Origin of the sequence: Mycobacterium sp. 23 (genome assembly GCF_048287075.1) — a bacterium.
GTDB classification, from domain to species: domain Bacteria; phylum Actinomycetota; class Actinomycetes; order Mycobacteriales; family Mycobacteriaceae; genus Mycobacterium; species Mycobacterium gordonae_B.
On record NZ_JBLVUX010000005.1, the window covers coordinates 383,834 to 406,697 of the forward strand.

20 protein-coding genes and 1 riboswitch are annotated in these 22,864 nt (G+C 67.8%); of the genes, 13 read left to right on the forward strand and 7 right to left on the reverse strand.

Annotation, left to right across the window (positions count from 1 at the left end; translation table 11 throughout):
* Window positions 1-23: 23 nt before the first annotated feature.
* Together ACNQS7_RS03260 and ACNQS7_RS03265 are read left to right on the forward strand one after the other, a co-directional pair.
* The gene (locus ACNQS7_RS03260; protein WP_418011407.1) at window positions 24-944 is read left to right on the forward strand and encodes an LLM class F420-dependent oxidoreductase; all 921 of its coding nucleotides are present in this window, start codon (window positions 24-26) and stop codon (window positions 942-944) included.
* A gap of 147 nt (window positions 945-1,091) precedes the next feature.
* Window positions 1,092-2,483 (forward strand): NAD(P)/FAD-dependent oxidoreductase, encoded by a 1,392-nt coding sequence (locus ACNQS7_RS03265; RefSeq protein WP_418011408.1) that lies wholly within the window; start codon window positions 1,092-1,094, stop codon window positions 2,481-2,483.
* On the opposite strand, the gene ACNQS7_RS03270 is transcribed toward ACNQS7_RS03265, so the two are convergent.
* The 6 genes from ACNQS7_RS03270 to ACNQS7_RS03295 are packed head-to-tail and all read right to left on the reverse strand — an operon-like array spanning window position 2,480 to window position 6,760.
* Complete coding sequence (locus tag ACNQS7_RS03270; protein ID WP_418011409.1) at window positions 2,480-3,118, reverse strand: urease accessory protein UreD; 639 nt, start codon at window positions 3,116-3,118, stop codon at window positions 2,480-2,482. The two genes, ACNQS7_RS03265 and ACNQS7_RS03270, sit on opposite strands and share 4 nt — an antisense overlap.
* The gene (ureG, locus tag ACNQS7_RS03275; protein WP_418011410.1) at window positions 3,118-3,783 is read right to left on the reverse strand and encodes an urease accessory protein UreG; all 666 of its coding nucleotides are present in this window, start codon (window positions 3,781-3,783) and stop codon (window positions 3,118-3,120) included. The genes ACNQS7_RS03270 and ureG overlap by 1 nt, the downstream gene beginning before the upstream one ends.
* 10 nt (window positions 3,784-3,793) lie before the next feature.
* Window positions 3,794-4,429: an urease accessory protein UreF gene (locus tag ACNQS7_RS03280; RefSeq protein ID WP_418011411.1), complete on the reverse strand. Its 636-nt coding sequence runs from the start codon at window positions 4,427-4,429 to the stop codon at window positions 3,794-3,796.
* Complete coding sequence (locus ACNQS7_RS03285) at window positions 4,429-6,150, reverse strand: urease subunit alpha (protein ID WP_418011412.1); 1,722 nt, start codon at window positions 6,148-6,150, stop codon at window positions 4,429-4,431. Before ACNQS7_RS03285 ends, ACNQS7_RS03280 begins: the two co-directional genes overlap by 1 nt.
* Window positions 6,147-6,461, reverse strand: coding sequence for an urease subunit beta (locus ACNQS7_RS03290; RefSeq protein WP_418011413.1), 315 nt, complete (start codon window positions 6,459-6,461; stop codon window positions 6,147-6,149). The genes ACNQS7_RS03285 and ACNQS7_RS03290 overlap by 4 nt, the downstream gene beginning before the upstream one ends.
* Entirely contained in the window at window positions 6,458-6,760 is a 303-nt protein-coding gene (locus tag ACNQS7_RS03295) for an urease subunit gamma (RefSeq protein ID WP_418011414.1), read from the reverse strand. Before ACNQS7_RS03295 ends, ACNQS7_RS03290 begins: the two co-directional genes overlap by 4 nt.
* 149 nt (window positions 6,761-6,909) lie before the next feature.
* A riboswitch (guanidine-III (ykkC-III) riboswitch) is annotated at window positions 6,910-6,973 on the forward strand.
* A 105-nt stretch (window positions 6,974-7,078) separates the two neighbouring features.
* Between ACNQS7_RS03295 and ACNQS7_RS03300 the strand changes: the two genes are divergently transcribed.
* The 4 genes from ACNQS7_RS03300 to ACNQS7_RS03315 all read left to right on the forward strand — a co-directional run bounded on the left by ACNQS7_RS03300 (window position 7,079) and on the right by ACNQS7_RS03315 (window position 12,972).
* Window positions 7,079-8,242: an agmatinase family protein gene (locus ACNQS7_RS03300; protein ID WP_418011415.1), complete on the forward strand. Its 1,164-nt coding sequence runs from the start codon at window positions 7,079-7,081 to the stop codon at window positions 8,240-8,242.
* A gap of 433 nt (window positions 8,243-8,675) precedes the next feature.
* A complete protein-coding gene (locus ACNQS7_RS03305) occupies window positions 8,676-10,001 on the forward strand; it encodes a PPE family protein (protein WP_418011416.1) in 1,326 nt (441 codons plus the stop codon).
* 8 nt (window positions 10,002-10,009) lie between these two features.
* On the forward strand, window positions 10,010-11,332 hold the full coding sequence (locus ACNQS7_RS03310; RefSeq protein ID WP_418015862.1) for a PPE family protein, SVP subgroup: 1,323 nt from the start codon (window positions 10,010-10,012) through the stop codon (window positions 11,330-11,332).
* A gap of 59 nt (window positions 11,333-11,391) precedes the next feature.
* Window positions 11,392-12,972 carry an APC family permease gene (locus ACNQS7_RS03315; protein WP_418011417.1) on the forward strand — a complete coding sequence of 527 codons (1,581 nt, stop codon included), beginning with the start codon at window positions 11,392-11,394 and terminating at the stop codon, window positions 12,970-12,972.
* Here the strand turns inward: ACNQS7_RS03315 and ACNQS7_RS03320 are convergent.
* Window positions 12,905-13,312 carry a PaaI family thioesterase gene (locus ACNQS7_RS03320; protein WP_418011418.1) on the reverse strand — a complete coding sequence of 136 codons (408 nt, stop codon included), beginning with the start codon at window positions 13,310-13,312 and terminating at the stop codon, window positions 12,905-12,907. The genes ACNQS7_RS03315 and ACNQS7_RS03320 overlap by 68 nt on opposite strands.
* A gap of 268 nt (window positions 13,313-13,580) precedes the next feature.
* Between ACNQS7_RS03320 and ACNQS7_RS03325 the strand changes: the two genes are divergently transcribed.
* The 7 genes from ACNQS7_RS03325 (at window position 13,581) to ACNQS7_RS03355 (ending at window position 22,843) form a co-directional block, all read left to right on the forward strand.
* Window positions 13,581-13,997: a BlaI/MecI/CopY family transcriptional regulator gene (locus ACNQS7_RS03325; protein WP_055579092.1), complete on the forward strand. Its 417-nt coding sequence runs from the start codon at window positions 13,581-13,583 to the stop codon at window positions 13,995-13,997.
* Window positions 13,998-14,011: 14 nt separating this feature from the next.
* On the forward strand, window positions 14,012-14,962 hold the full coding sequence (locus ACNQS7_RS03330; RefSeq protein ID WP_418011419.1) for a M56 family metallopeptidase: 951 nt from the start codon (window positions 14,012-14,014) through the stop codon (window positions 14,960-14,962).
* Window positions 14,963-15,067: 105 nt separating this feature from the next.
* Window positions 15,068-16,525 (forward strand): NADP-dependent phosphogluconate dehydrogenase, encoded by a 1,458-nt coding sequence (gndA, locus tag ACNQS7_RS03335; protein WP_418011420.1) that lies wholly within the window; start codon window positions 15,068-15,070, stop codon window positions 16,523-16,525.
* A gap of 9 nt (window positions 16,526-16,534) precedes the next feature.
* Window positions 16,535-17,971, forward strand: a complete 1,437-nt coding sequence (locus tag ACNQS7_RS03340) for a GuaB1 family IMP dehydrogenase-related protein (RefSeq protein ID WP_418011421.1) — start codon at window positions 16,535-16,537, stop codon at window positions 17,969-17,971.
* A 7-nt stretch (window positions 17,972-17,978) separates the two neighbouring features.
* Window positions 17,979-19,334: a hemolysin family protein gene (locus tag ACNQS7_RS03345; RefSeq protein ID WP_418011422.1), complete on the forward strand. Its 1,356-nt coding sequence runs from the start codon at window positions 17,979-17,981 to the stop codon at window positions 19,332-19,334.
* A complete protein-coding gene (locus ACNQS7_RS03350; protein ID WP_418011423.1) occupies window positions 19,331-20,383 on the forward strand; it encodes a hemolysin family protein in 1,053 nt (350 codons plus the stop codon). The genes ACNQS7_RS03345 and ACNQS7_RS03350 overlap by 4 nt, the downstream gene beginning before the upstream one ends.
* 273 nt (window positions 20,384-20,656) lie before the next feature.
* Entirely contained in the window at window positions 20,657-22,843 is a 2,187-nt protein-coding gene (locus ACNQS7_RS03355; protein WP_418011424.1) for a malate synthase G, read from the forward strand.
* Window positions 22,844-22,864 lie beyond the last annotated feature (21 nt).

Consider the following 22,864-nt stretch of genomic DNA (forward strand, 5'->3'; position numbering starts at 1 on the left):
GGCCGGACGCTACGGTAGACACCGTGGCTATTCGGCTTGGATTCCAGATCCCCAATTTCTCGTACGGAACCGGCGTAGCGAACCTGTTCCCCACCGTCATCGCGCAAGCGCGTGAAGCCGAAGCAGCCGGCTACGACTCGCTTTTCGTGATGGACCACTTCTACCAACTGCCGATGCTGGGCACCCCGGATCAGCCGATGCTGGAGGCGTATACGGCGCTGGGCGCGCTGGCCACCGCAACCGAGCGGATGCAACTCGGCACGCTGGTGACCGGCAACACCTATCGCAACCCGACTCTGCTGGCCAAGGTGATCACCACCCTGGATGTGGTCAGCGCCGGCCGTGCGGTGCTGGGTATCGGGGCCGGCTGGTTCGAACTCGAACACCGGCAACTGGGATTCGAGTTCGGCACCTTCACCGACCGTTTCAACCGGCTCGAGGAGGCCATGCAGATCATCGACCCGATGATCAGGGGCGAGCGGCCGACGTTCTCCGGGCAGTGGTACTCCGCCGAGTCGGCGATGGCCGAACCGCGTTACCGGGAACGCATTCCGGTGCTGATCGGGGGTGGGGGCGAGAAGAAGACGTTCGGTATCGCCGCGCGTTACGCCGACCATCTGAACATCGTCGCGGCGTTCGACGAACTGCCCCGGAAGATGGACGCCGTCAAGGCGCGCTGCGCGGAGGTGGGCCGGGACCCGGCCACGCTGGAGACCAGCATGATGCTGACGGCGATGGTTGACGAGAACGCGAAACCCGAACAACTGCCTGAGAATCTGACGGCCCGCATGGCGATCGGCAGCCCCGCCGCGATAGCCGACCAGGTGGAGGCCAAAGTACTCTCCGCCGGCCTCGATGGCGCCATCATCAACATTCCCGGCGGTCACATCCCGGGGGTCATCACCAGCGTCGCCGAGGCGCTGCGCCCCGTGCTCGGCGGCTAGCGAAAGCCAGGCCACAGAACGCAATTCGCTGAGTGTGGCTAATTACACAGGCTCGTGGTTGGGTTTGTGCGGGTGGGTTGACTAGGCTTTGGGTATTAGCTAACTGCAGTCGCCCGTCCAAGGAGATCCCGTCAGGAGCAGCGAGAGATGAGCCCCCAACAAGAACCCACAGCTGAACCGCGTCAACGGCATCGTGTCGTGATCATCGGATCGGGTTTCGGCGGACTCACCGCGGCAAAGAAGCTCAAGCATGCCGACGTCGACATCAAGTTGATCGCCCGCACCACGCACCACCTGTTCCAGCCTTTGCTGTATCAGGTGGCCACCGGGATCATTTCCGAGGGCGAGATCGCGCCGACCACCCGTGTCATCCTGCGCAAGCAGCGCAATGTTCAGGTGCTGCTGGGCAATGTCACGCACATCGACCTGGCTCGCAAAGTCGTCGTCTCGGAGTTGCTCGGCCACACCTACGAGAGTCCGTACGACAGCCTGATCGTCGCGGCCGGAGCCGGCCAGTCCTACTTCGGCAACGACCAGTTCGCCGAATTCGCCCCCGGCATGAAGACCATCGACGACGCCCTGGAACTGCGCGGCCGGATCCTGAGCGCTTTCGAACAGGCGGAACGGTCCAGCGACCCGGAACGACGAGCCAAGCTGCTCACCTTCACCGTCGTCGGCGCCGGTCCCACCGGTGTCGAAATGGCCGGGCAGATCGCCGAATTGGCCGAGCACACCCTGAAAGGCGCCTTCCGGCATATTGATTCGACGCGGGCACGGGTGATCCTGCTCGATGCCGCGCCGGCCGTGTTGCCGCCGTTCGGTGAGAAGCTGGGTGAGCGGGCCGCCGCGCGGCTGGAGAAGCTGGGCGTGGAGATCCAACTGGGTGCGATGGTCACCGACGTAGATCGCAACGGCATCACGGTCAAGGACGCCGACGGCACCGAGCGGCGGATCGAGTCGGCGTGCAAGGTGTGGTCGGCCGGCGTGGCTGCCAGCCGGCTGGGCCGCGACCTCGCCGAGCAGTCCGACGTCGAACTGGACCGGGCCGGCCGGGTGCAGGTGCTCCCCGACCTGTCCATCCCGGGCCATCCCAACGTCTTTGTGGTCGGCGACATGGCCGCGGTCGAAGGCGTGCCCGGCGTCGCGCAGGGCGCCATCCAGGGTGGCAAGTACGTCGCCAACAACATCAAGGCCGAACTCAAGGGCGCTGACCCGGCCGAGCGGGAGCCGTTCCAGTACTTCGACAAAGGCTCGATGGCTACGGTGTCGCGGTTCTCCGCGGTCGCCAAGATCGGTCCGCTCGAATTCAGCGGGTTCATCGCGTGGCTGATGTGGCTGGTGCTGCACCTGGTCTACCTCGTCGGTTTCAAGACCAAGGTCGCCACGTTGCTGTCGTGGATCGTGACCTTCCTGAGCACCCGGCGCGGCCAGCTGACCATCACCGACCAGCAGGCGTTCGCGCGAACGCGCCTGGAACAACTTGCCGAGGCGGCCGCCGAGGCGCACAGTTCCGGGGCCGTCGCACGAAAAGCCAGCTAGCCGGTCAGGCGGTCGGCCTGCCAGGTGGTCAGTGTTCCGCCGCTCGCCAGCGCCAATACCGTCGAACTTGCGTCTACGGTGGAGTCGGTTGCGGGATAGCGTAATTCGCTGGTCATCGCGCGGGGCGCGGCCAGCGCGTCGTCGGTCAGCGAACCCGCGCCGAGTTCCACCCGGTGGCGCAGCATGGGTTGGGAATGCCGGTCGGCGTGGATGGATCCGGACCAGAAGCCCCGGTCCTCGTTGCATCTGCCGATCTGCACCCGCTCTTTGAAGCGCACCCGGCCCTCCTCGTGCAGGCGCAGGGTCACCGCCGACAGGTGCCGGGCCGTGGCGGCGACGACGGTGGGCTGCAGGTCCACGTCGAGCTCCCCTGCCACGTCGATCTCCCAGCATGCGTGCGAGGTGTCGGTCTCCGCGCCGGGCAGCGCCACGGTGGCGGCGGCGCTGCGCAACCGGAGCCGGGCACCGTTCTCGACGATCACCCGGATGTCGATGGTGTCGCCGCCCAGCGGGATGGCGGCTGTCGAAATCAGGTGCACCGTATGGGCATTCGTGCACCTGGCCTGGATGCCACCCTGCCATTGCAGGCGCGGTAAGCGATCCCGTGACGCGACCAGCAACACCCGTGACCGCATCAGCGGGCGGCCGCCAGTTGGTCGCGAACCCAGGTCAGCACCTGGCCGGCCGCCGGGTCGTCGGTCAACGACTGCAGAACCGTGGGACGTCCGGCCCGCACTGCGTCGGCGTCGCGGGCCATCACCGCGAGGTCGGCGCCTACCAGCGGCGCCAGGTCAGTTTTGTTGACCACCAACAGATCCGAGTAGGTGACGCCGGGTCCCCCCTTGCGCGGCACCTTGTCGCCGCCGGCCACGTCGATGACGAAGATCTGCACGTCGACCAGGCCCGAGGAGAAGGTGGCCGTCAGGTTGTCCCCGCCGGACTCCACCAGAATCAGGTCCAGCGATTCGTGGGCAGCCTGCAAGTCGTCGATCGCGTCGAGGTTGGCGGTGATGTCGTCGCGGATGGCGGTGTGCGGGCAGCCTCCTGTCTGCACCGCCGCGATGCGGTCGTCGGGCAGTACGGCGTGCCGGCGCAGGAAGTCGGCATCCTCGGTGGTGTAGATGTCGTTGGTCAGCACCGCCACGGACAGTTCCTCGCGCAGCTGGCGGCATAGCGCCGCCACGAGTGCGGTCTTTCCCGAGCCGACCGGCCCGCCGATGCCGATGCGCAGCGGCTCGCCGGGACGGCGGACCCTTCTGGGCCGGTCGGTGTGGCTGTGGGTGTGGGAATGCGTTGGCATGGTTGACCTTTCAGGAGGCGAACAGGGGTCGCTCGCGTTGCGCGTGCTGTTGTGCCAGCGTGTCCAGCAATGGGTCGGAGAGTTCGGCCAGTCCACGGGTCGCCTCGGTCGCGGTGTGCTCGCACAGAGCGGACAGCCGGATCGTCAGCGCGGCCACTTCGGCCGGGTCGAGGGCCAGTAGTCGCTGCGCGGCGGTCGCCGACCCGGTCATCGTCGTGTAGATGATGTGCAGCGCGTTGTGCTCGGCGGGCAGGTCGCACAGCGCACCGACCCGTCCTGCGGCGACCGCGAGGTGCGGTTGCCGGCCGAGCCGGTCCCAGCCGGGGTCGGGCCAGACCAATCGTGCCAGCCGGGCCAAGCCGCGTCCCTGCTTGCGGGAAGCCTCCCGGGCCGCGGGAGACGGGGTGCGGGCGTCGGTTTCGCGGTCGCCGTCCTCGGGTGACAGCTCGCCGCGCTGGACCGCGACGGCCAGCGACGCGGTGACCAAACCGTGGGTGCGGATCCGCCTGGTGAGGAAGGCCTCCAGGGTGCGCAGATCGGTCGCCAGCCCGCGGGTGACCGCCTCTTCCAGGCCCCCGGAGTGCACGTGTGCTCCGGTGGGCAGCCGGGAGTCGGCGAGTGCGAGGAGCGTCGCGAGTGATGCCATCAGAACAGGAAATACCGTTGCGCCATCGGAAGTTCGGCGGGTGGCTCGGGCTGCCACACCTCGCCGTCGATGCGGACGGTGAACGTGTCCGGGTCCACCTCGATGCCCGGCATCGCGTCGTTGAGCGGCAGGTCGGCCTTCCCGACCGCGCGCACATCGGCCACCGGCACCAGTGGCCGGTTGACCCTGAGCCGGTCGGCCAGCCCGGCTTCGATGGCAGCCGGCGCGACGAAGTGGACCGACGATGCGGCCGCGGTGACCGGGGCCGCGCCGAACATCGGACGCGGCAAAACCGGTTGCGGCGTCGGGATGGACGCGTTCGCGTCACCCATTGCGGCCCAGGCGATTACCCCGCCCTTGACCACCGCGTGCGGGCGCACCCCGAAGAACGCCGGCTCCCAGAGCACCAGGTCCGCCAACTTGCCGACTTCCACCGAGCCGACGAGGTGGTCCATGCCGTGCGCCACCGCCGGGCAGATGGTGTATTTGGCGACGTAGCGCCGCGCCCGCAGGTTATCGGCGGCGCCGTCGCCCGGCAGCGCGCCGCGGCGGCGCTTCATCACGTGCGCGGTCTGCCATGTCCGCAGCACTACCTCGCCGATGCGGCCCATCGCCTGGGAATCGCTGCCGATCATGGAGATTGCGCCCAGATCGTGCAGCAGGTCCTCGGCCGCCATCGTCGAGGGCCGGATCCGGCTCTCCGCGAACGCCAGATCCTCGGGCACCGCGGGATTGAGGTGATGGCACACCATCAGCATGTCGAGGTGCTCGTCGAGGGTGTTGACGGTGTGCGGCCGGGTCGGGTTGGTGGAGCTGGGCAACACGTTCGGATGCGCCGCAACCGTCATGATGTCCGGCGCGTGCCCGCCGCCGGCCCCCTCGGTGTGGTAGGTGTGGATCGACCGGCCGGCGATGGCCGCCAGCGTGTTCTCGACGAACCCCATCTCGTTGAGCGTGTCGGTGTGCAGCGCGACCTGCACTCCCGCGGCGTCGGCGACGGTCAGGCACGCGTCGATGGCCGCCGGGGTGGAACCCCAGTCCTCGTGCAGCTTGAAACCCGATGCGCCGCCGCGTAATTGCTCCCACAACCCCTCCGGGTTGACGGTGTTGCCTTTGCCCAGCAGCGCAAAGTTCACCGGCCAGCCGTCGAGCGCCTCGAGCATCGTGGCCAGATGCCAGTATCCCGGTGTCACGGTGGTGGCCTTGCTGCCCTCGGCCGGGCCGGTCCCGCCGCCGATGATCGTGGTGATGCCGGAGCCGAGCGCCTCAGCCATCAGTTGCGGGCAGATCAGGTGCACGTGGCAGTCGATCGCGCCCGCGGTGACGATTCGGCCGTTGCCGCCGATGATCTCGGTGGACGGCCCGACCACCAGGTCCCGGTGGACGCCTGCCATGATGTCCGGGTTGCCGGCCTTTCCGATGCCGACGATGTGTCCGTCGCGAATCCCAATGTCGGCCTTGATGATTCCCCAGTAGTCGATGATCACCGCGCCGGTGATGACGGTATCGGGTGCGCCCTGAGCCCGAGTGGTCCGGCCCTGGCCCATCGACTCCCGCAGCACCTTGCCGCCGCCGAACACTGCCTCGTCGCCGGCCAACCCCGGTCCCCCGCTGCGATCTTCGGTGATCTCCACCAACAGGTCGGTGTCGGCCAGCCTGATCCGGTCCCCGGTCGTCGGCCCGAACAACTGCGCGTAGCGCTCCCTGGACAGTCTCGTCATGCCGGGTCCAACCGGCCAGGGGGATCCAGCGTCAGCCCGTGCACCTCGCGCCGGCCGCCCACCGGCACCAGCGAGACGCGTTGCGGTACTCCGGGCTCGAAGCGCACCGCGGTGGCCGCCGGGACGTCCAGCCGGTGGCCGAACGCCGTTGCGCGGTCGAAGGACAACGCCGCGTTGGCCTGGGGCAGGTGGACGTGGCTGCCCACCTGGACCGGGCGGTCACCGGTGTTGACGATCTCGATCTCGATGCGCCGCGCGCCCTGGTTGATGTCGATATCCCCGGTGCCATAAAGGATCTCGCCGGGAATCATGTGATCGGGTGGTGGACGGTGACCAGTTTGGTGCCGTCCGGGAACGTCGCTTCCACCTGGACGTCATCGAGCATCTCGGGTACTCCCTCCATCACGTCGTCGCGGCTGAGCACATCGCGGCCGCTGGCCATCAGTTCGGCCACCGTGCGGCCGTCGCGTGCTCCTTCCAGAATGTGGTCGGTGACCACAGCAACTGCCTCGGGGTGATTCAGCCGCAGCCCCCGCGCCCGTCGACGACGGGCCAGTTCGGCGGCGTAGGACAACAGCAGTCGCTCCTGCTCGTGCGGCGTCAGACGCATGTTCGCCGATACTGCCACGCGGGGGCCGGTGCGGGCATCCCGGAGCGGCGCATTGCCACGGAAGCGCCAAGGAAACTCACAGCGACCTCCAACCAGACTCAGGCCGATCTGGCTTGCGGTCGGCGCGCTGGTCGGTAACTTGAAAGCCAGGCGCGCCACCCGGGGCCGCCCGGACGAGTTCGCCGTACCCGGACAGCGACAAGACGGTGAGTACTGGATGCCTGGCGCGCCGGCTCACCGAAACAACCTGGTAGATAACCTGATTGAAGGCCGGTAACCAGGGCATCCTCCGCCGTGAATCGACGAGAGGAAGTACCTGTGTTCAATCCGTTCGCTGGACAGGCCGACATCCCCAACCGCGAGGGCAAGTGGGCGCAGGAGGCCGAAGCCGAGCTGCCCACCCGACGGCTGCGCGAGGAAATCGACCGCTGTCTCTCCCACGGGCTGGAAGCCGCCCCGACCATCAACGACCGCACGCTGTCGACCTTCGCGCGCGGCGAATTGCCGCACTTCGCCGGCGAACGCGGCACCTTCCTCAAGGCGCCGTTCCTCGAGGACGTGAATGACGTCGCCGATGCCGAGGTGGCCGTCTTCGGAGCGCCGCTGGATGCCGGGACCACCTACCGTCCCGGAACTCGTTTCGGGCCTACCGGAATTCGTCGGTCTACCAATCTGTTCGGTACCTACTGCTACGAACTCGGTGTAGACCTGCGCGAACAGCTCAACATCGTCGACATCGGCGACGTGCTGACCATTCCCGCCAACATCGAGAAGTCGTTCGATCAGATCAGCCAGGCCATGGCCCATGTGGTTTCCCGGGGTGTGTTCCCCGTCGTGCTCGGCGGTGACCACTCGATCGGCTTCCCGACCGTGCGGGGCCTGGCGCCTTACCTGGACGGCAACGTCGGCATCATTCACTTCGACCGGCACGTCGACACCCAGGAGACCGATCTCGACGAGCGGATGCACACCACGCCGTGGTTCCACGCGACCAACATCAAGAACGCCCCGGCCACCAATCTGGTGCAGGTCGGGATCGGCGGCTGGCAGGCCCCGCGCGCCGGTGTCCAGGTGGGCCGCCAGCGCGGCAGCACCGTCATCACGGTCGGTGACATCGAACGCGTCGGACTCGAAAAGGTCGCCGAAATCGCGCTGGAAACGGCATGGAAAGACGCCAAGGCGGTCTACCTGTCCTTCGACATCGACGTGATCGACGCCGGATTCGTGCCCGGCACCGGCTGGCCGGAGCCAGGTGGCCTGCTGCCGCGCGAAGCGCTGAACCTGATTCGGATGATCTCCGAGCCCGGCCTCGACGGCATCGAGGTGGTGGAGTGCTCACCGCCTTACGACTGGGCGGAGCAGACGGCATTGATGAGCAGCCGGATCATCCTGGACAGCCTGGCCGTCATGGTGCGGGCCGGAAAATTGGGCAAGAAGCCGGCGGCACTCAAACGGCACGCCTGGGGACCATTCACCGACTGATCAAGCCAATTGACATAGAGCTAATGGCAAACTAAATAGCTAAACTATTGCCCCTAGCTGGATACGTATCGGGCTCAACTTAGCAACACTGAAGGCTGCAATACTTCTCCCTCGTCGGGGGCGGCGCCGGGCAGGCTCCGCCCCCGGCGCCATGTCGCTGCCAACTCCGATACTCCAGTTCAGTAGGTTTATCGAGTCCAATCGGCGTCGCGCCTCCGGCGTTGGTCGCCGCGCGCTGCCTTGACTGACACTGGCCGAGCGTCGTCCGCGATTGGTAAGCGAAATCGCCATAACGAAAACGAATAACTGCATTATCAGCAAATTTACAGCTACTAACCAGCCCAATTTCAGACAGGCGATTAACCATTAATATGGCCCGACGATTCGCACACTTTCAGCGTTCTAACCGGGCCGCTTTTTAGGGGGCTTCAGGGTGGATTTTGCGGTATTGCCGCCGGAGATCAATTCCGGTCGGATGTATGCGGGCGCCGGCTCGGGGCCGTTGGTCGCCGCGGCAGGTGCGTGGGAGGCGCTGGCGGCCGAGTTGGACTCCTCAGCGTCCGCCTATCGCTCAGTGATCGCGGAGCTCACCGGTGGCCCCTGGGTAGGCCCGTCGTCGACCTCGATGACCGCCGCGGCCATCCCCTACGCGTCGTGGGTGAGCTCGACCGCCGCCCAGGCCGGCCGGACTGCCGCCCAGTTGAAGTCGGCGGTGGCGGCCTACGAGGCCGCTTTCGCGGCCACGGTGCCGCCTGCGGAGATCGAGGTGAACCGGGCGCTGCTCGCCGCGCTGGTGGCCACCAACCTGCTGGGTCAAAACACGGCCGCGATCGCGGCTACCGAAGCGCAGTACGCCCAGATGTGGGCTCAGGATGCCGCCGCGATGTTCGGTTATGCCGGCGCCTCGGCCGTTGCAACCACACTGATGCCGTTCGCGGCGCCGCCGCAGAACACCGACCCGTCCGGGACGGCGGCGCAAGCGGCAGCGGTCGGTCAGGCCGCCGCGACGCCGAGCGGTTCCGCACAGTCGACCCTGGCCCAGATGGCAGCGGTGCCCAATCTTCTTCAGGGCCTGGCAGCGCCTGGATCCGTCGACCCGCTCACCCTGTTGCACGAATTCGCGACGAGCCCGCTGGGCATGGCGATCAACAAGTTCGGCAGTGACGCAGGTAACGTCGCCACGGAATTCAGCGGCGTGGCTTTCGTGGCTTCTGGCATCACACCGCTCTTCGTATCCCTCTACCCGCTCGCGCTGCCGCCGTCTGCTGCGGCCGCGGCCGCGGATGTGTCTGGTGATGCGGCCGGATCGGCGCTGGTGGGGTCGAGCGTGCAACAGGGTCCGGTGTCCGCGGGCGTGGGCGAGGCGGCCACGGTCGGGAAGATGTCGGTGCCGCAGGGCTGGGTTGAGAGCCCGAACATCCGGCTCGCCGCCACGGCCCTGCCGGCCGCCGGTGCCCCCCAGGCGGAAGCTGCCGGCGCCGGCTTCGGAATACCGCCGGTGGGCAGCGTGGTCAACGCGCCCCGCGGCACCGGCGAGCCCGGCTCCCGCGCCGCGGCGCGCAGCAGGATGTTGCCGCCGTGGGCCACCGAAACCGACCGGCCGGCGCCGGTTTCGCCCGCGCAGCAGCGTCCACAGCACGTGGCCAGCGCGCTGAGCGAGCGTGAACGTGACGAGATAGCGCAATTGCGCAGGGAACTCGGCGAACTGGCGACCGAGCGGGATGCGGCAGCGCGGCTGATCAAGGAAGCGATGCTGTGATCCCGGTTCTGGACTTCGCCGCACTGGCACCGGAGATCAATTCGGGCCGGATGTATGCGGGCGCCGGCCCGGGATCACTTGTGACGGCAGCAGCGGCCTGGTCGTCGTTAGCGGCGGAATTGAAGGCGACCGCGGCATCCTATTCCGCGGTGGTCGCCGACCTCACCCGTGGGCCGTGGGCGGGCCCGTCGTCGGCGTCGATGGCTGCCGCGGCGGCGCCCTACGCTTTCTGGGTCGGTGCCACCGCGGCTCAGGCGGAGCAGACCGCCGGCCAGCTGGGGGCGGCGGTCGCCGCCTACGAGGCCGCGTTCGCCGCTACCGTGCCGCCGGCGCAGATCGAGGTGAATCGGGCGCTGCTGACCGCGCTGGTGGACACGAACCTGCTGGGCCAGAACGCCGCTGCGATCGCGGCCACCGAGGCGCAGTACGCCCAGATGTGGGCCCAGGACGCCGCCGCCATGCTCGGCTACGCCGGCGCCTCCGCCGCGGCCACGACGCTGTCACCGTTCAGTGCGCCGCAGCAGAACACCAACCCGTCCGGAACGGCCGCCCAGGCCGCAACGGTCGGTCAGGCCGCGGCTACCCCGGCCCAGTCGAGCGCCGCGCAACTGGCCGCGGTGCCCGATCTGCTCAATCAACTGGCCACCGGCACTTTTCCGGGATCCAGTGCGCTGCTCGACTTCTTCAACAGTTACCCCGTGCAGGCGTTCGAACAGGCCAGTGAGGACACCCTGGGCCTGGGAATCCTGTCCTACGGCGTGAATTTCGCCATCTCCGGCGTACTGCTGACGGTCGCGCCGATGATTGCGGTGGCTTTCAACCCGCTGGCCGCCTCGCTCAGCGCACCCGCGGCCGCAGCCGCGTCGGACGTCACCACGCCGGCCACCGGCACACCGGCTGCCGGCGCCGCGACGTCGGCCGGCCTGGGTGAGGCATTGAACGTCGGCAAGCTGTCCGTCCCGCCGTCCTGGGGCACTGCACCGTCCGTCCGCCTTGCCGCCACGGCACTGCCCGCTGCCGGTCTCGCGGGCGCACCTGCGGGCACGGTTGCACCGGCCGCCTACTACGGCGGCATGCCCGGATTCGGCGGTCCGGTGGCCAGCGTGGTCAACGCCCCGAGAGGTGACCAGTCGCGGGGCCGGTCGCGGCAGAAAGTGATCCCCGCGATCGCACGAGAAGCGGACCTGACGGCGGACCGGCCCGATGACGGCGCGCTCAGCGAACGCGACGAGCTCGATCAGCTCCGGCGCGCGGTGGCCGACGTGACCCGGCAACGCGACGTGCTCAAGCGGACGGCGGCGACGCTGATCCAGGAGGCGAAGCACCAATAGCAAGTTAATGCGTTAGAGCACAGCGGATTTGGAAGTTGCAACGGCGGGAGGTCCATATCGTGGTGTTTGCTGGTACGGGGAAAGCCGTGGAGAGCGAGGTGGCGGTCGAGCCACCGGCCCAGGATGCGGATCAAGCCCAACTCGAGGCGCTGGGATTCTCCTCGGAATTCCGGCGGGACATGAGCCCGTGGGCTAACTTCTCGCTGGGCTTCACCTACCTGTCGCCTGTCGTCGGCATCTACACGGTGTTCGCGTTTGCGCTGGCCACCGCGGGGCCGGGGATGATCTGGAGCCTGCTGATCGTTGGCGCGGGTCAGATGCTCGTGGCACTGGTCTTCAGCGAAGTGGTCGCGCAGTTCCCGGTGGCCGGTGGCGTCTATCCGTGGGCGCGTCGGCTGTGGGGCCGCAAATGGGCCTGGATGACCGGCTGGGTGTACATGTTCTGCCTGCTGGCGCTCATTGCCGACGCGGCGTTCGGTGCGGGCCCGTACCTGGCCGCCATGGTCGGGTTCAGGCCGACGGCTCAGGCCAAGATCTACTGTGCCCTGGCCGTTCTCGCCGTAGCCACACTGATCAACCTGACCGGCACCAAGATCCTGGGTTACTTCGCGATCTTCGGCTTCACCGCCGAACTCATCGGCGCCCTCGTGGTGGGCATCTGGCTGTTGATCTCCCACCGCCACCACGGACTGGGTGTGCTCTTCCACAGCTTCGGGGCCCAGGGTGACCACAGCTTCCTCTACGCGTTCCTGGCCGCCAGCCTCATCGGGCTCTACCAGTTCTTCGGGTTCGAGGCGTGCGGCGACGTCGCCGAGGAGGTCCGCAACCCGGGAATCCAGATACCGAAAGCGATGCGTCGCACCATCTACATCGGCGGCGCGGCTTCGACGTTCGTCTGCCTGAGCCTGGTCCTGTCGGTCACCGACTTCGGCGCGGTGATCCGCGGTGAGGACACCAACCCGATCTCCACCGTCCTGAGTTCGGCGTTCGGCAACATCGGGTCCAGGGTGGTGCTCGGCATCGTGCTCATCTCGTTCGTGTCCTGCGCACTGAGCCTGCAGGCCGCCGCCAGCCGGCTGATCTTCTCCTACGGCCGCGACGACATGATCCTGGGTTCGCGGCTGCTGAAACGGTTCGACCTCAAGCGGCACGTGCCCCCGTACTCGCTGCTGGCGGCGGTCATCATCCCGGCGGTGCTGATCATCGGGACCATCGTCTCCGAGCACCCGCTCAACAAACTGGTGAGCTTCGGCACGGTAGGCGTCTACCTCGGCTTCCAGATGGTGGTTCTGGCGGCGCTGCGTGCCCGGGCCAGAGGGTGGAAGCCGTCGGGAAAATACCGGCTGGGCCGGTGGGGCGCGCCGATCAACATCGGGGCCCTGGCCTACGGCGTCGCCGCGATCGCGAACATTTGCTGGCCCCGGTCCCCCGACGCGCCCTGGTACGACAACTACGTGGTGTTGCTGATGGCCGGACTGGTGATCAGCTTCGGCCTGCTCTACATGGCGATCACGCGGGCGCACACCAAGAGCGACGCTCCGTACGGCGACGCGATCCCCGAGCGGTCGGCGGCTATCGGGCTTCCAGGTTCTGCAGGCGCACCTGGCCCCGCGCCACCACGCGGTCGTCGTCGTCGGTGATGGTGACCAGCCACAGCTGCTGCAGGCGGCCACGGTGGATGGGCTCGGCCTTTCCGTAAACCGTTCCCGACTTGATGGCGCGCAGGAAGTCGGTGCTGTTGTTGACGCCGACCACGTTTCCGCCGGCCCCGTTGGTGTTGAACCAGGTGTAGGCGGCCACGCTGGCCATGCTCTCGATCATCGAGCAGTAGACGCCGCCGTGCACGATGCCCATCGGCTGCAGCAGTTTCGGCTTGACCTCGAGTTGCGCGCGGGCGCCGTCGGGGGTCAGTTCGGTGAACTGCAGACCCAACTCGCTGTCGAAGGGTGCAACGAATTCCTGATCAGGCACTGATGACACGTCTCGTGTCTACACCATGGGCGGACCGGCCCCGGAAAACAGGCGAGCCCCGTGCGCATGGCACGGGGCTCGCCGATCGAGGAGGCGCGGGGTCGCTGCAGCCCTCAGGACTCTCCGCGGCCGTCTTCGCTCGACCGGATTGAGCATAGGCAAGGCTGCCCTAATTTTGCAAGCCTCGGGTGCGTAATGTGGTGACGGGGATTCGTTGTGGGTACGACACTCGGTAGTAAGCCGGAGTACGCTTGATTCAACGCTCAGGAGATGAACTATGGCCAAGCTGACGCGGCTGGGGGATCTGGAACGCGCCGTTATGGACCACTTGTGGTCGATGGCGGAGCCGCAGACCGTTCGCCAAGTCCACGAGGCGTTGTCGGCGCACCGCGACCTTGCCTACACGACCGTCATGACCGTGCTGCAGCGGTTGGCGAAGAAGAACCTGGTGTCCCAACTCCGGGACGACAGGGCTCACCGCTATGCGCCGGTGCACGGCCGCGATGAACTGGTGGCCGGTCTGATGGTCGATGCGCTCGCCCAGGCCGAAGACTCCGGCGGCCGGCAGGCGGCGCTGGTGCACTTCGTCGAGCGGGTCGGCGCGGACGAGGCCGACGCACTGCGCCGCGCCCTCGCCGAATTGGAAGCTAACCAACGCAATTCGCTATCTGCTGGACCTCCGGCCGACGACTGAGGGAGACTATCAGCGTGTGTGCGCTGGCCTTCACCATCCTTGCGGTGCTGCTGGCTGGCCCCACACCGGCGGCTCTGGCACGGGCGAGGTGGCCACTGCGCGCTCCCCGGGCCGCGATGGTGCTCTGGCAGGCCGTTGCTCTCGCCGCCGTCCTGTCCACTTTCAGCGCGGGTATCGCCATCGCCAGCCGGCTGCTGATGCCCGGCCCGGACGGTCGGCCTACCGCAGGCATCGTCGACGCCGAGAGCCGACTGGGGTGGCCGCTGTGGGCGGCCTACGTCACCGTCTTCGCGCTGACCGTGCTGGTCGGGGCGCGGCTGATGGTGGCCGTGGTGCGGGTGGCCATCGCGAACCGGCGGCGCCGGGCGCACCACCGGATGGTGGTCGACCTGGTCGGGGTGGGCCACGATTCCGCGCGCAGCCAACCGTGCGCCCGCACCCGCGATCTGCGGGTGTTGGACGTCAAGCAGCCACTGGCCTACTGCCTGCCCGGGGTGCGCAGCCGGGTGGTGGTCAGCGAGGGGGCGCTGGCCACGCTCGCCGACACCGAAGTCGCGGCCATTCTGTCGCACGAGCGGGCTCATCTGCGGGCCCGCCACGATCTGGTGCTGGAAGCGTTCACGGCCGTGCACGCCGCATTCCCGCGCCTGGTGCGCAGCGCGAACGCCCTGGGCGCGGTGCAGTTGCTGGTGGAGTTGCTGGCCGATGACGCCGCGGTCCGCACGGTGGGGCGTACTCCCCTGGCCCGCGCCCTGGTGGCCTGTGCCTCCGGTCGCGCTCCGTCCGGCGCGCTGGCCGCAGGAGGCCCCAGCACCGTGGTGCGGGTCCGGCGGTTGTCGGGCCGGGGCAACAGCCCGCTGCTGTCCGCCGGCGCCTATCTGACCGCGGCTGCGGTGCTGGTGGTGCCCACCATCGCGCTGGCCGTACCGTGGCTGACGGAGCTGCACCGGTTGGTCACCGCGTAGGCACCGGGCCGGGCGCCTTGGAATGCCGGGGAACGCCGGCGCGGCCGTTGTGCGACAGTATTTCCCAGGTTTCCTGAACCGCTGGGCCCGACTGAGAGGCAGGACATGAGTTCGTCGGATTCGAAGACTGCGACCGCACAGATCGGGGTGACCGGGCTGGCCGTGATGGGCTCGAACCTGGCCCGCAACTTCGCCAGGCACGGCTACACCGTGGCGCTGCACAACCGGTCGGTGGCCAAGACCGAAGCGCTGCTGGACGAGCACGGCTCAGATGGCAACTTCGTGCGAAGTGAGACGATCCCGGAATTTCTTGCGGCACTGGAAAAGCCGCGCCGGGTCATCATCATGGTCAAGGCGGGCGACCCCACCGATGCCGTCATCAACGAGCTCGCCGACGCCATGGAAGAGGGCGACATCATCATCGACGGCGGCAACGCGCTGTACACCGACACGATCCGGCGGGAGAAGGCGATCCGCGAGCGGGGGCTGCACTTCGTCGGCGCCGGCATCTCCGGCGGCGAGGAGGGGGCGCTGAACGGGCCGTCGATCATGCCGGGCGGCCCCGCCGAGTCCTACGAGTCGCTCGGCCCGCTCCTCGAGGAGATCTCGGCGCACGTCGACGGCGTCCCCTGCTGCACGCACATCGGACCCGACGGCGCGGGTCACTTCGTCAAGATGGTGCACAACGGCATCGAGTACTCCGACATGCAATTGATCGGTGAGGCCTACCAGTTGCTGCGCGACGGGCTGGGCAATTCGGCGGGTGAGATCGCCGACGTGTTCGACGAATGGAACAAGGGCGACCTGGACAGCTTCCTGGTCGAGATCACCGCGCAGGTGCTGCGCCAGACCGACGCCAGGACCGGCAAGCCGCTCGTCGACGTCATCGTCGACGAAGCCGAGCAGAAGGGCACCGGCCGGTGGACGGTGAAGTCGGCGCTGGACCTGGGGGTGCCGGTCACCGGCATCGCCGAGGCCGTGTTCGCGCGGGCGTTGTCGGGTTCGGTAGCCCAGCGCAAGGCGACGACGGGACTGGCCTCCGGCGATCTCGGTGACAAGCCCGGTGATGCAGCGCAATTCACCGAGGACGTCCGGCAGGCCCTGTACGCGTCGAAGATCATCGCCTACGCCCAGGGTTTCAACCAGATCCAGGCGGGCAGCGCCGAGTACGACTGGGGAGTCACGCCCGGCGACCTCGCGACCATCTGGCGCGGCGGCTGCATCATCCGGGCCAAGTTCCTCAACCGGATCAAAGAAGCCTTCGACGAGGACCCCGACCTGCCCACGCTGATCGTCGCCCCGTATTTCCGCAGCGCGATCGAAGCGGCCATCGACAGTTGGCGGCGCGTGGTGGTGACGGCCACGCAGTTGGGTATCCCGATCCCGGGGTTCTCCTCGGCGCTGTCCTATTACGACGGGTTGCGCACCGAACGGCTGCCCGCCGCGCTGACCCAGGGCCTGCGCGATTTCTTCGGCGCGCACACCTACGGGCGCACCGACGAGGAACCGGGCAAGAAGTTCCACACCCTGTGGAGTGGAGACCGAAGCGAAGTTCCTGCCTAGCGAGAGACGATGAAGTTCCTGGACGGGCACCGCCCGGCATTTGACCTGACCTACAACGACGTGTTCATCGTGCCCAACCGGTCCGATGTCGCGTCGCGGTTCGACGTGGACCTGTCGACGGCTGACGGTTCGGGCACCACCATCCCGGTCGTGGTCGCCAACATGACCGCGGTCGCGGGCAAGCGGATGGCCGAGACGGTGGCCCGCCGGGGTGGGATCGTGATCGTCCCGCAGGATCTGCCCATTCCTGCCGTGCAGCAGACGGTGGAGTTCGTCAAGAGCCGCGACCTGGTGCTCGACACCCCGGTGACGCTGGCGCCCGACGATTCGGTGTCCGACGCGATCGCGCTGATCCACAAGCGCGCCCACGGGGTCGCGGTGGTGGTGTTCGAGGGCCGTCCCATCGGGTTGGTCCGCGAATCGGCGTGCGTAGGCGTGGACCGGTTCACCCGGGTGCGCGACATCGCCGTCACGGATTTCGTCACCGCACCGGCGGGCACCGAACCGCGCAAGGTTTTCGACCTCCTCGAGCATGCGCCGATCGGCGTGGCGGTCCTCACCCACACCGATGGGACCCTGGCCGGGGTGCTGACGCGCACCGCCGCGGTACGAACCGGGATCTACAGCCCGGCTCTCGACAGCACGGGGCGGCTGCGGGTCGGCGCGGCAGTCGGCATCAACGGCGAGGTCGCCTCGAAGGCCCAGGCGCTGGCCGAGGCGGGTGTCGACGTCCTGGTCATCGACACCGCGCACGGGCATCAGGTCAAGACGCTGGAGGCGATCAAGATGGTCGCCTCGATGAAGCTGGGTGTGCCGCTGGTGGCCGGGAACGTGGTGTCAGCCCAGGGAACCCGGGACCTGATCGAGGCCGGCGCCGGCATCGTGAAGGTCGGCGTCGGGCCCGGTGCGATGTGCACCACCCGGATGATGACCGGCGTGGGCCGCCCACAGTTCTCCGCTGTAGTCGAATGTGCCTCTGCCGCAAGAGAACTGGGCGGACACGTGTGGGCCGACGGTGGCATCCGGCACCCGAGGGACGTGGCCCTGGCGTTGGCCGCCGGTGCGTCCAATGTGATGATCGGGTCGTGGTTCGCCGGGACCTACGAGTCGCCGGGCGACCTGATGCGCGACCGCGACAACCAACCGTACAAAGAGAGCTACGGCATGGCGTCCAAGCGGGCGGTGGTCGCCCGCTCCGGCGCCGAAAGCCAGTTCGACCGGGCCCGCAAGGCCCTGTTCGAGGAGGGCATCTCGACGTCGCGGATGGGTCTGGACCCCGACCGCGGCGGGGTGGAGGACCTGATCGACCACATCACCTCCGGCGTGCGCAGCACCTGCACCTACGTGGGTGCCGCGAACCTGGAGGAGCTGTACGAGCGGGCGGTCGTCGGGGTGCAGTCCGCCGCCGGCTTCGCCGAGGGGCATCCGTTGCCCACCGGTTGGTGAATAACCCATGAATCACTCCGGCACCTTGCTCAGTGTGCTGGCGATCCTGGCGCTGACCTTCGGCACCGCGGTCTTCGTCGCCTCCGAGTTTTCCCTGACCGCCCTGGACCGCAGCGCTGTGGAAGCCAACGCGCGCAGTGGCGGCGGCCGGGACCGCCTGATCCGGCGGGCCCACCGCAGGCTGTCCTTCCAGCTCTCGGGCGCGCAGTTGGGTATCTCGATCACCACCCTGGCCACCGGTTATCTGACCGAGCCGTTAGTGGCCAACCTGCCGCATCCGTGGTTGGACGCGCTCGGCGTCTCCGACAAGCTGGCCGACACCATCACCGCGGCATTGGCGCTGGTGGTGGTCACGTCGGTGTCGATGGTGTTCGGGGAGCTGGTGCCCAAGTACCTGGGTGTCGCGCGGCCGCTGCGGACCGCCCGGGCGGTGGTGTTGCCACAGTGGCTGTTCTCGGTGCTGTTCACGCCCGCGATCCGGATGACCAACGGGGCGGCGAACTGGATAGTGCGCCGGCTCGGCATCGAGCCGGCCGAAGAACTGCGCTCGGCGCGCACTCCCCAGGAACTGGTCTCGCTGGTACGCACCTCGGCACGCCGGGGCTCCCTGGACGACGTCACCGCGTCGCTGATGCACCGCTCACTGCAGTTCGGCACCCGTACGGCCGAGGAGCTGATGACCCCACGGTCCAAGATCGTGGCCCTGCAGACCGACGACACCGTTGTCGACCTGGTGGCCGCGGTCGCCGCCACAGGGTTCTCCCGGTTCCCGGTCGTGCAGGGCGATCTGGACGAGACCGTGGGCATCGTGCATGTCAAGCAGGCCTTCCAGGTGCCGGCCGCGCAGCGGGCGCACACCCTGTTGCGGACGGTGGTCAAACCGGTCGCGGTGGTGCCTTCGACGCTGGACGGCGATGCGGTGATGGCTCAGATCCGCGCCAACTCGCTGCAGACCGCGATGGTGGTGGACGAGTACGGCGGCACGGCCGGCATGGTCACGGTCGAAGACCTGATCGAAGAGATCGTCGGTGACGTGCGCGATGAGCACGATGACGCGACCCCGGATGTGGTGGCCTACGGCAGCGGCTGGCGGGTGTCGGGTTTGCTTCGTATCGACGAAGTGGAGACCGCGATCGGGTACCGGGCGCCGGAAGGGCCGTACGAGACGATCGGTGGTCTGGTGCTGCGCCAGTTGGGCCACATCCCGATGGCGGGTGAGACCGTCGAGCTCCCCGCCCTGAACCGGAACGGCCTGCCCGACGAAACGATGCGCTGGGAGGCCAAGGTGGTGCGGCTGGACGGGCGCCGGCTGGACCTGCTGGAGCTCAAAGAACTGCCCCGATTGAGCAGGGACGAGCGATGAACTCCATCGTGGCGGTACTGCTGGCGATATTCTTGATCGCCCTCAACGCCTTCTTCGTCAGCGCGGAGTTCGCGATGATCTCGGCCCGCCGCGACCGCCTGGAAGCGCTCGCCGAGCAGGGCCGGGCCAGCGCGGTCACCGTCATCCGCGCCGGCGAACAGCTACCGGCGATGCTGGCCGGCGCTCAACTGGGTGTCACAGTGGCATCGCTGATGCTCGGGCGGATCGCCGAACCTGCGGTCGCCTCGCTGCTGCAGTCGGCGTTCGAGCTGACCGGAATTCATCCCGCACTGGTCCACACCCTGGCCTTCATCCTGGCGTTGGGCCTGGTGGTGACGCTGCACGTGCTGCTGGGCGAGATGGTGCCCAAGAACATCGCGCTGGCTGGCCCGGAGCGCACCGCGATGCTGTTGGTCCCGGCCTACCTGCCCTATGTGCGCGCCGCGCGCCCGGTCATCGTGTTCTACAACAAATGCGCGAACGGGATACTGCGGCTGCTGGGTGTGGAACCCAAAGACGAACTCGACATCACGGTGTCCACCGCGGAGCTCTCGGAGTTGATCGCCGAATCGCTCTCCGAAGGTCTGCTCGACAAGGAAGAGCACGTCCGCCTGACCCGCGCACTGCGGGTGCGCACCCGGGTGGTCGGAGATGTCGCGGTTCCGCTGGCGAAAGTCCACGCAGTCCCGGTGGCATCGGCGAGTTCCGGGCCCACCATCGGTGCGGTCGAAGAGGCCCTGGCACAGACCGGCTACTCCCGTTTCCCGGTGGTCGACCGCGACGGCAACTACATCGGCTACCTGCACATCAAGGATGTGCTCGCCCTCGGTGACAATCCACACACGGTGATCGGCCGGGCGCTGGTGCGCCCACTGCCGACGATTCCGCAGGCGCTGGGATTGCCCGATGCACTGTCGCGGATGCGCCGCAGCAACAGCCACCTCGCGCTGGTGACGGCCGATGACGGGGAGGTGGTGGCGCTGGTGGCGCTGGAGGATCTGGTGGAGGACCTCGTCGGCAGCATGCGCGACCGCGCGCCCCGAGAGTGATCAACAAGCCCGTATGATCTGAGCGGCCGCGGGTACCAGACAAGTGCTGTCGGGAACGAAATCCCATGTGTCCGCGTTGCCAGGAAGCGATTCACATGGCCCGCCGCGCTGCTGCGGGCGAAGCTGTCAGCGCGCCGTGACCTGGCATTGAGGGTCGGCCGGGCTAGGCTCGTCGAGCTACCCATCGGTAGTCTGACGGTAGCTAGTCGGCGGGTCCGGAGATGGTTCGGCGAGGTTGGTGAGGGGCCGGTAAGGCCATTACGGAGGAGAACGATGACTGATCGGGTGACCGAAGGCAACCTGCGCGTGGCTCGCGTGCTCCATGACTTCGTGAACAACGAGGCGCTGCCCGGCACCGGTATCGACCCGGACAGCTTCTGGGCGGGTGTCGACAAAGTCGTCACCGACCTCACGCCCCGCAACCAGGAACTGCTGGCGACCCGCGACGAGCTGCAGGCCCAGATCGACAAGTGGCACAAGCAGCGGGTGATCGCCCCGGTCGACCAGGACGCCTACCGCCAGTTCCTCACCGAGATCGGCTACCTGCAGCCGGAACCGGACGACTTCACCATCACCACCTCCGGCGTCGACGACGAGATCACCAGCACCGCGGGTCCGCAGCTGGTGGTGCCGGTGCTCAACGCGCGGTTCGCGCTCAACGCCGCGAACGCGCGATGGGGGTCGCTGTACGACGCGTTGTACGGCACCGACGTCATCTCGGAGGAAGACGGAGCCGAGAAGGGCTCCGGCTACAACAAGGTGCGCGGTGACAAGGTCATCGCCTACGCCCGCAAGTTCCTCGACGGCGCGGTGCCGCTGGCGTCGGGATCCTGGGCCGACGCCACCGGCGTGAGCATCGACAACGGCCAGTTGCAGGTCGCGCTCGACTCCGACTCGACCGGCCTGGCCAGCCCGGACAAGTTTCTCGGGTACTCCGGTGAGCTGGGCTCGCCCAGCTGGTCGGTGCTGCTGGTCAACAACGGCCTTCACATCGAAATCCTGATCGACCCCCAGTCGCCGATCGGTGCGACCGACGCGGCCGGCATCAAGGACGTGGTCCTGGAGTCCGCGATCACCACGATCATGGACTTCGAGGACTCGGTGACCGCGGTCGACGCCGACGACAAGGTGCTCGGCTACCGCAACTGGCTCGGCCTCAACCGGGGCGACCTCTCCGAAGAGGTGAGCAAGGGCGACAAGACGTTCACCCGCGTGCTCAACCCGGACCGCACCTACGCGACCCCCGACGGCGGGGAGCTGACGCTGCCCGGACGCAGCCTGCTGTTCGTCCGCAACGTCGGTCACCTGATGACCAACGACGCCATCGTCGACGCCGAGGGTAATGAGGTGCCCGAGGGCATTCAGGACGCGCTGTTCACCGGACTCATCGCGATCCATGGCCTGCGTACCGGCGATGAGAACGGACCGCTGCAGAACAGCCGCACCGGCTCGGTGTACATCGTGAAGCCGAAGATGCACGGCCCCGAAGAGGTCGCGTTCACCTGCGAGCTGTTCAGCCGCGTCGAGGACGTGCTCGGATTGCCCCAGGCCACCCTCAAGGTCGGCATCATGGACGAGGAACGGCGTACGACGGTCAACTTGAAGGCGTGTATCAAAGCCGCCGCCGACCGCGTCGTGTTCATCAACACCGGGTTCCTGGACCGCACCGGGGACGAGATCCACACGTCGATGGAAGCCGGCCCGATGATCCGCAAGGGCGCGATGAAGAACAGCACCTGGATCAAGGCCTACGAGGACGCCAACGTCGACACCGGTCTGGCCGCCGGGTTCAAGGGCAAGGCGCAAATCGGCAAGGGCATGTGGGCGATGACCGAGTTGATGGCCGACATGGTAGAGCAGAAGATCGGCCAGCCCAAGGCCGGCGCCACCACCGCGTGGGTGCCGTCGCCGACGGCGGCGACCCTGCACGCCATGCACTACCACCAGGTGGATGTCAGTGCCGTCCAGGACGAACTGGCCGGCAAGAAGCGGACCACCCTCGACGAGCTGTTGACCATCCCGCTGGCCAAGGAGCTGGCCTGGGCGCCCGAGGAGATCCGCGAAGAGGTCGACAACAACTGCCAGTCCATCCTGGGTTACGTGGTGCGCTGGGTCGAACAGGGTGTCGGTTGCTCGAAGGTGCCCGACATCCACAACGTCGCGCTCATGGAGGACCGCGCCACCCTGCGCATCTCCAGCCAGTTGCTGGCCAACTGGCTGCGCCACGGCGTGATCACCAGCGAGGACGTGCGGGCGAGCCTGGAACGGATGGCGCCGCTGGTCGACAAGCAGAACGAGGGTGACCCGGCCTACCGGCCGATGGCGCCCAACTTCGACGACAGCATCGCGTTCCTGGCCGCCCAGGAGCTGATCCTGGCCGGTGGTCAGCAGCCCAACGGCTACACCGAGCCGATCCTGCACCGCCGGCGCCGCGAGTTCAAAGCTCGCGCCGGCGCGTGAGCTGACCTTGGCGACCTGACC

What these genes read in the sequence shown, in the direction of transcription:
- ACNQS7_RS03265 (WP_418011408.1), top strand. Translation starts at nt 1,092, where the DNA reads ATGAGCCCCCAACAAGAACCCACAGCTGAACCGCGTCAACGGCATCGT.
- ACNQS7_RS03270 (WP_418011409.1), bottom strand. Translation starts at nt 3,118, where the DNA reads ATGCGGTCACGGGTGTTGCTGGTCGCGTCACGGGATCGCTTACCGCGC.
- ureG (WP_418011410.1), bottom strand. Translation starts at nt 3,783, where the DNA reads ATGCCAACGCATTCCCACACCCACAGCCACACCGACCGGCCCAGAAGG.
- ACNQS7_RS03280 (WP_418011411.1), bottom strand. Translation starts at nt 4,429, where the DNA reads ATGGCATCACTCGCGACGCTCCTCGCACTCGCCGACTCCCGGCTGCCC.
- ACNQS7_RS03285 (WP_418011412.1), bottom strand. Translation starts at nt 6,150, where the DNA reads ATGACGAGACTGTCCAGGGAGCGCTACGCGCAGTTGTTCGGGCCGACG.
- ACNQS7_RS03290 (WP_418011413.1), bottom strand. Translation starts at nt 6,461, where the DNA reads ATGATTCCCGGCGAGATCCTTTATGGCACCGGGGATATCGACATCAAC.
- ACNQS7_RS03295 (WP_418011414.1), bottom strand. Translation starts at nt 6,760, where the DNA reads ATGCGTCTGACGCCGCACGAGCAGGAGCGACTGCTGTTGTCCTACGCC.
- ACNQS7_RS03325 (WP_055579092.1), top strand. Translation starts at nt 13,581, where the DNA reads ATGGCCAAGCTGACGCGGCTGGGGGATCTGGAACGCGCCGTTATGGAC.
- gndA (WP_418011420.1), top strand. Translation starts at nt 15,068, where the DNA reads ATGAGTTCGTCGGATTCGAAGACTGCGACCGCACAGATCGGGGTGACC.
- ACNQS7_RS03340 (WP_418011421.1), top strand. Translation starts at nt 16,535, where the DNA reads ATGAAGTTCCTGGACGGGCACCGCCCGGCATTTGACCTGACCTACAAC.
- ACNQS7_RS03345 (WP_418011422.1), top strand. Translation starts at nt 17,979, where the DNA reads ATGAATCACTCCGGCACCTTGCTCAGTGTGCTGGCGATCCTGGCGCTG.
- ACNQS7_RS03350 (WP_418011423.1), top strand. Translation starts at nt 19,331, where the DNA reads ATGAACTCCATCGTGGCGGTACTGCTGGCGATATTCTTGATCGCCCTC.
- ACNQS7_RS03355 (WP_418011424.1), top strand. Translation starts at nt 20,657, where the DNA reads ATGACTGATCGGGTGACCGAAGGCAACCTGCGCGTGGCTCGCGTGCTC.